This is a genomic window from Zoogloea sp. (genome assembly GCF_028689785.1).
GTDB lineage: Bacteria > Pseudomonadota > Gammaproteobacteria > Burkholderiales > Rhodocyclaceae > Zoogloea.
The window spans coordinates 1-6,324 of the sequence record NZ_JAQVCN010000110.1 but is presented as its reverse complement, the minus strand read 5'-3'; the positions used below and the strand labels follow the sequence as shown (position 1 = coordinate 6,324).

The window sequence follows — 6,324 nt, the reverse complement described above, 5'->3', positions numbered from 1 at the left end:
CGCAAAGGCGACGGCGAGCCCGGTGTCAAAACCCTCTGGCAGGGCTTCGCAAGGCTCAGTAGCTTCGTCAGAGGGGTTGAGCAGATGCGCTCGATGCATGCGTTATGAATTGTGTGGAATGGTATGCCTTCTACCTCGTCCAGGTGCCCCTGAGTGGCCGTGAGCTGATCGACACGGGCGGGCAGACGGTGTGCTCTGCAGGCAAGGTAGGCTCGGTGATCAACGCCACGGGGGCCTCCCTGATCCGCCATGAAGCCAATACCGAAAAGCTCATCGTCCGCGTCGAGCGGGATGTGCTGGAACGCAACTGCATTCAGCATCTCGGCCACGCCCTGCGCCAGCCCATCGGCTTTCAGCCCTCGGTCACCCTTGACGGTACTGCCGGGAGCCGCTGGACGAGCCTGCTGCGCTGGATCTACGAATCCCTCGCCCTGGACGAACATTGCTTCGACTCTCCGATAATGTCAGCCCAGGTCGAGCAGACCGTCATCGCCACCCTGCTCACCTGTCAGCCCCACAATTACACCGAAGAACTGAACGGCGAGGAGCGCTCCATCGCCCCGGCCTTCGTCAAGCGCATCGAACGCTATATCGAGGACAACGCTGACCAGCCGATCACCATCATCGACCTGGCCGAGCACGCCGGCGTCAGCAGCCGCTCCATCTTCAATGGCTTCCGCCGCTTCCGGAATACGTCGCCAATGCTGTACCTGAAAGAGGTGCGCATGCGCCGGGTGAATGAAGAGCTCAAGCGCCTCACCCCCGCCGAAACCACAGTCACCGCCGTGGCCTATCACTGGGGCTTCACCCACCTGGGTCATTTCACCACCGATTACAAACGCCGCTTTTGCGAAAGCCCCTCGCAGACGCTGGCGCGGTAGAGACGGAACGGGCTTTCCCGCCGCGTTAAAGATGACTGGAGGGCCGTGGGGTCGAATTTATTCGACCTGCTCACGCCAATCACCGGCAAGCCGCTGATCAAAGTCCGCGGTCGAATGAATTCGACCCCACGGAGAAAGCCACCGAGCCCAAGGTGGCAGACAACTTCAAACTGGGGAAAGCAGGATGAATTCAATTCCACAGGGTTGGAGACGCTGCACTTCCGTTCGCCCCTGACACCCCGGAAACCGCCTTTTCATTTGTGCACTAAGGGGATAGCCCGAGCAGTATGTGGAGCGTCGAACAAGAACCGACTCAATACCATGTCTCCCAGATTCACCACGGCCTCATTCAATCTGCAATCGGGAGATCAAGATGTCGGACCAACCCATTATTCGCCGGCGCACCCAGAAGCCGAATGGCATCAGCGAGGAGCGCGTCAACAACCAGAAGACCCAAAGCCAGTATCAGCCCTACAAGGATGCGGCCTGGGGATTCATCAACCACTGGTATCCCGCGCTCTTCAGCAACGAACTCCCCGAGGACGAGATCCAGGGCATCCAGATCTGCGGTGTCCCCATCGTGCTGCGGCGTGCCGAGGGAAAAGTGTATGCACTCAAGGATCAGTGTGTGCACCGTGGCGTGCGCATGTCCGAAAAGAAGATGTGCTTCAACAAGCAGACCATCTCCTGCTGGTACCACGGCTTCACCTTCGACCTGAAGGACGGCAAGCTCTCCACCATCGTTGCCAACCCCAATGACAAGCTGGTGGGCACCACCGGGGTCACGACCTATCCGGTGCATGAAGTGGCCGGCATGATCTTTGTCTTCGTGCGCGAGGACAACTATCCGGACGAAGACGTTCCGCCTCTCGCCCAGGATCTGCCGTTCCGCTTCCCGGAGAACAGCGAGCGCTTCGCCCACCCCCTGTGGCCGGCATCACCCAGCGTGCTGGATGCAGACGCAGTTGCCCTTGGCATGCACCGTACCGGCTACGGCAACTGGCGCATCGCCTGCGAGAACGGTTTCGACAACGCCCACATTCTGGTGCACAAGGACAACACCATCGTGCATGCGATGGAATGGGTTCTGCCGCTGGGCATTCTGCCCGCGGGCGATGATTGCATCGAAGTCGTGGAAGACGCCGACGGGCCGAAGGGCATGATGCAGTGGTTGTTCACCGACAAATGGACCCCGGTGATGGAGAACCCGGTACTGGGCCTCAAGGTCGAGGGCCTGAAGGGCCGCTTCTACCGCACCTCGGTCGTGTTGCCGGGCGTGCTGATGGTGGAGAACTGGCCGGGTGAGCACATCGTGCAGTACGAATGGTACGTACCGATCACCGATGACTTGCACGAGTACTGGGAAGTGCTGGTGAAGGTGTGCCCGACGCAGAAGGAGCAGGACGACTTCCAGTACAAGTTTGACCGGGTATACAAGCCCCTGTGCCTGCACGGCTTCAACGACTGCGATCTGTATGCCCGCGAGGCCATGCAGAACTTCTACGCCGACGGCTCCGGCTGGGACGACGAACAGCTCGTTGCCACCGACATCTCCCCCATCACCTGGCGCAAGCTCGCATCGCGCTGGAACCGGGGCATTGCCAAGCCCGGCCGGGGTGTGAACGGCGCGACCAAGAACTCGGCCATCCGCTTCCGCGAGACCGCCGAGGGCAAACCGCCGCGCTACAAAGTCGACAAGGTCGATTTCTGACACCGCCCCTCCCGGGACGCCTCCCGGGGACAGATCGTCGCGCCGACCTGCCGCCAGCCCCTCGAAGGACGCGAACGGCCGGCCACGCCTCCACGCAATGCGGGCTCGATGCCCGCGTTCAGACAGGACCCCAGCGCATATGCAGCAGAACCCGGAAATTGCCCTCTCCATCGACATCGATGGCATCAGGACGAACTACCACGACATCGGCGAAGGCCGCCCGGTCCTCATGATCCACGGTTCCGGCCCTGGCGTGAGCGGCTTTGTAAACTGGCGCCTGGCCATGCCCGAGCTGGCCACTCGCTGCCGGGTGATCGTGCCCGACATGCTCGGCTTTGGTTACAGCGACCGGGCCCCGGACGGCCACTACTCGCCGGAACGCTGGGTGGCCCAGGCCCTCGGCCTCCTGGACGCCCTCGGCATCGCCCAGGCCGACATCGTCGGCAACTCCTTTGGCGGGGCCCTGGCCCTGATGCTGGCCATCCAGCACCCCCAGCGCGTCCGCCGACTGGTGCTGATGGGCGCCGCTGGCGTGGATTTCGAGCTCACCCCGGGCCTGGATGCCGTGTGGGGCTACCAACCCTCCATGGACAACATGCGCGCCATCATGGACATCTTTGCCTTCGACCGCTCGCGCATCACCGAAGACATCGTGCGCTCCCGCTACGAGGCCAGCATCCAGCCCGGTGCCCAGGAGGCCTTCTCGGCCATGTTCCCGGCCCCGCGGCAGCGCTGGGTCGCGGCCCTGGCCAGCCCCGAAGCCGCCATCCGCACCATCCCCCATGAAACGCTGATCGTCCACGGCCGGGAGGACAAGGTGATCCCCCTCTCCAACTCCCAGCGCCTGTGCGAGCTGATACCCCGCGCTCAGCTGCATGTGTATGGCCGCTGCGGCCACTGGACACAGATTGAACACGCCGGGCGCTTTGCGCGCCTGGTCCGGGATTTTCTGACCGAATAAGACCCACAAGCCCCCTCCCCCCTCTGGCGGGCATGGGTGACGAGGAGTGATAAATGGAAAAGAATGACATCAAGGGACGCTGGTACATCCAGTCATGGACCCAGGAATACGACGACGGCCGTGTCGTCCATCCTTTCGGCGAGAAGGTCGAAGGCTTCATCGAGTACGGGGACGGCACGATGTTCTGCCTCGTCACCAAGTCGCCCCGCACGCCCTTCACCAGCGGCGGCCAGTGGGACGCCAGCGACGCCGACAAGGCCAGCGCCTACAACGAATACCTCTCCTACGCCGGGGCCTATTCGCTGGAAGACGGCTACGTAACCCACCACGTGGAGCTGTCCATCTTCCCGAACTGGCAGGGTGGCAAGCAGCGCCGCAAGATCGTGCGGGGCAGCGACGGCGAGCTGATGCTGGTTGCCCGCCTGGAGGAAGGCACCCCCGAAGCCCGCACCGCCAGACTCACCTGGCGCCGCACCCGCTGAGGAGGCCGCGCCATGAGTTTGGTAAAACGCCTGGCCTATGTGGAGATAGAAGCGAGCGACCTGGAGCGCTGGGCGGTATTCGGGCGCGATGTGTTTGGCTGCGAGCTGGCCGAAGACAGCACCGCCGACTGCCTGAAACTGCGCATCGACGCCCGCCCGTGGCGCATCATGCTGTCCCGCGGCAGCCGGGACGACCTGAAGGTGATCGGGCTGGAGGTGGCCGACCGGGCCAGCCTGCAGACGGTGTGCGCGCGCCTGGAAGGCGCCGGATACCCCTTCCGGATCGCCACCGCCGAGGAGTGTGCCGCCCGCAATGTCTATGAGATGTGCCTGCTCACCGACCCCGCCGGCATCGAGGTGGAGGTGTCCTACGGCGCCTTGCAGCAACCCCAGCGGCCCTTCTGCGCGGGGGTCGGGCATGGCGGCTTCATCACCGGCGACCAGGGCCTCGGGCACCTCATGCTGGTGGTGGAAGACCCCCGCCGGGTGCAGCAGTTCTACAGCGACATGATGGGCTTCATCACCAGCGACTACGTGTCCACCAAGAACTATGGTGGCCTCGCGGGCGACTTCATCTTCATGCGCTGCAATCCACGCCACCACACCCTGGCCTTCGGGCGCCTGCCCATCCCCCGCCGCCTCGGGCACCTGATGCTGCAGGTCAATCGCATCGACGATGTGGGGCTCACCCTCGACCGCGTGCATGCCCACGGCTTCCGCCAGACCCGCTCCATCGGCCGCCATGTGAATGACAACATGTTCTCCTTCTACGTGGAGTCCCCGTCCAAGCTGCAGTTCGAATGTGGCTGGGGCGGGCTCGAAGTGGCCCCGGACGACACCGACATCAAGCTCTTCGACGTCACCAGCGTCTGGGGCCACAAGCACCTGTGAACACCGCCAACGGAGACACCATGAACACCACCTCCCCGGGCGAACAGACGGATGCCCTGGCCCACGCGCTCTACCGCGCCCTGCGTGACGGCGTGGCCATCGACCCGCTGACCGGGCACCATCCGGCCCTGAGCATCGAAGATGCCTACGCGATCCAGCAAAGGCTGCTGGCCCTGCGCATCCAGGATGGCGAAAAGATCATCGGCAAGAAGATCGGCGTCACCTCCCGCGCCGTGATGGACATGCTGGGCGTCGGCCAGCCCGACTTCGGGCTGCTCACCGACACCATGGTCTACAGCACCGGCGACGCGATCCCCATGCGCACCCTGATCCAGCCCAAGGCCGAAGGCGAAATCGCCTTCGTACTCAAGCACGACCTGATGGGCCCGGGCCTCACCGCAGCCGACGTGCTGCGTGCCACCGAGGGGGTGATGGCCTGCTTCGAGATCGTGGACAGCCGCATCAAGGACTGGAAGATCCGCATCCAGGACACGGTGGCCGACAACGCCTCGTGTGGCGTGTTCGTGCTGGGCTCGTCGCTGGTGGATGTGCGCAGCCTGGATCTGGTCACCTGCGGCATGGTGCTGGAGAAAAATGGCGAGGTGGCCGTCACGGGCGCCGGGGCCGCGACGATGAACTCGCCGGTGAACGCCGTGGTATGGCTGGCCAACACCCTCGGCCGTCTCGGCATGGGCCTCAAGGCCGGCGAGATCGTGCTGTCGGGTGCCCTGGGCGCCATGGTCCCGGTCAAGGCCGGCGACAACCTGCGCATGAGCATCAGCGGCATAGGCAGCTGCGCCGTGCGCTTCACCTGAGAGCGTGCGCATGAATCTACTGCGCGGCCCGATTTTGCACCTGCGATGCTCACCGTACCCCAGTACGGCTGCGCTTCTCGGCACAAACTCGAACCGCTCGCTACGATTCCTTCACCCGCTTGGAGAGCTGGCGCTCTCACGATTGCAGCTGCGCGGCTCCCGTACTCCTCCCCCGACCTCCCTGGACGGGGGCCGCGCAACCTGCACCAGCTTACTTCTTGGCGGACAGCTCCGCCGCCCCCGCAAGAGAGAATTGCCATGACCCAGAAAATCAAATGCGCCCTGATCGGCCCGGGCAACATCGGGACCGACCTGCTGGCCAAGCTGCAGCGCAGCCCGGTGCTGGAGCCGGTGTGGATGGTGGGGATCGACCCCGACTCCGACGGCCTCAAGCGTGCCCGGGAGATGGGCATCAAGACCACCGCCGAGGGCGTGGATGGCCTCCTGCCCCACGTCCTCGCCGATGGCGTGCAGATCGCCTTCGACGCCACCAGCGCCTACGTGCATGCCGAGAACAGCCGCAAGCTCAACGCCCTGGGCGTGCTGATGATCGACCTCACCCCCGCTGCCATCGGCCCCTTCT

Annotated in this window: 7 protein-coding genes and 1 pseudogene; all 8 read left to right on the top strand. The window is 64.1% G+C overall.

Annotation, left to right across the window (positions count from 1 at the left end; all coding sequences use genetic code 11):
- Nucleotides 1–108 (top strand): IS4 family transposase (locus PHI64_RS23700; protein WP_366945212.1); only part of this gene is annotated, 108 nt, incomplete at its 5' end.
- Nucleotides 109–113: 5 nt separating this feature from the next.
- Nucleotides 114–881, top strand: coding sequence for an AraC family transcriptional regulator (locus tag PHI64_RS23150; RefSeq protein WP_299888664.1), 768 nt, complete (start codon nt 114–116; stop codon nt 879–881).
- Between the two features lie 373 nt (nt 882–1,254).
- Nucleotides 1,255–2,592 carry a Rieske 2Fe-2S domain-containing protein gene (locus tag PHI64_RS23145; protein ID WP_299888661.1) on the top strand — a complete coding sequence of 446 codons (1,338 nt, stop codon included), beginning with the start codon at nt 1,255–1,257 and terminating at the stop codon, nt 2,590–2,592.
- 139 nt (nt 2,593–2,731) lie between these two features.
- On the top strand, nt 2,732–3,553 hold the full coding sequence (locus PHI64_RS23140; protein ID WP_299888658.1) for an alpha/beta hydrolase: 822 nt from the start codon (nt 2,732–2,734) through the stop codon (nt 3,551–3,553).
- A 53-nt stretch (nt 3,554–3,606) separates the two neighbouring features.
- Entirely contained in the window at nt 3,607–4,035 is a 429-nt protein-coding gene (locus PHI64_RS23135) for a lipocalin-like domain-containing protein (RefSeq protein WP_299888655.1), read from the top strand.
- 12 nt (nt 4,036–4,047) lie between these two features.
- Nucleotides 4,048–4,926 carry a VOC family protein gene (locus tag PHI64_RS23130; RefSeq protein ID WP_299888652.1) on the top strand — a complete coding sequence of 293 codons (879 nt, stop codon included), beginning with the start codon at nt 4,048–4,050 and terminating at the stop codon, nt 4,924–4,926.
- A gap of 20 nt (nt 4,927–4,946) precedes the next feature.
- A complete protein-coding gene (gene dmpE / locus PHI64_RS23125; RefSeq protein ID WP_299888649.1) occupies nt 4,947–5,741 on the top strand; it encodes a 2-oxopent-4-enoate hydratase in 795 nt (264 codons plus the stop codon).
- 258 nt (nt 5,742–5,999) lie between these two features.
- Nucleotides 6,000–6,324, top strand: a pseudogene (locus PHI64_RS23120) (acetaldehyde dehydrogenase (acetylating)); the annotation flags it as partial.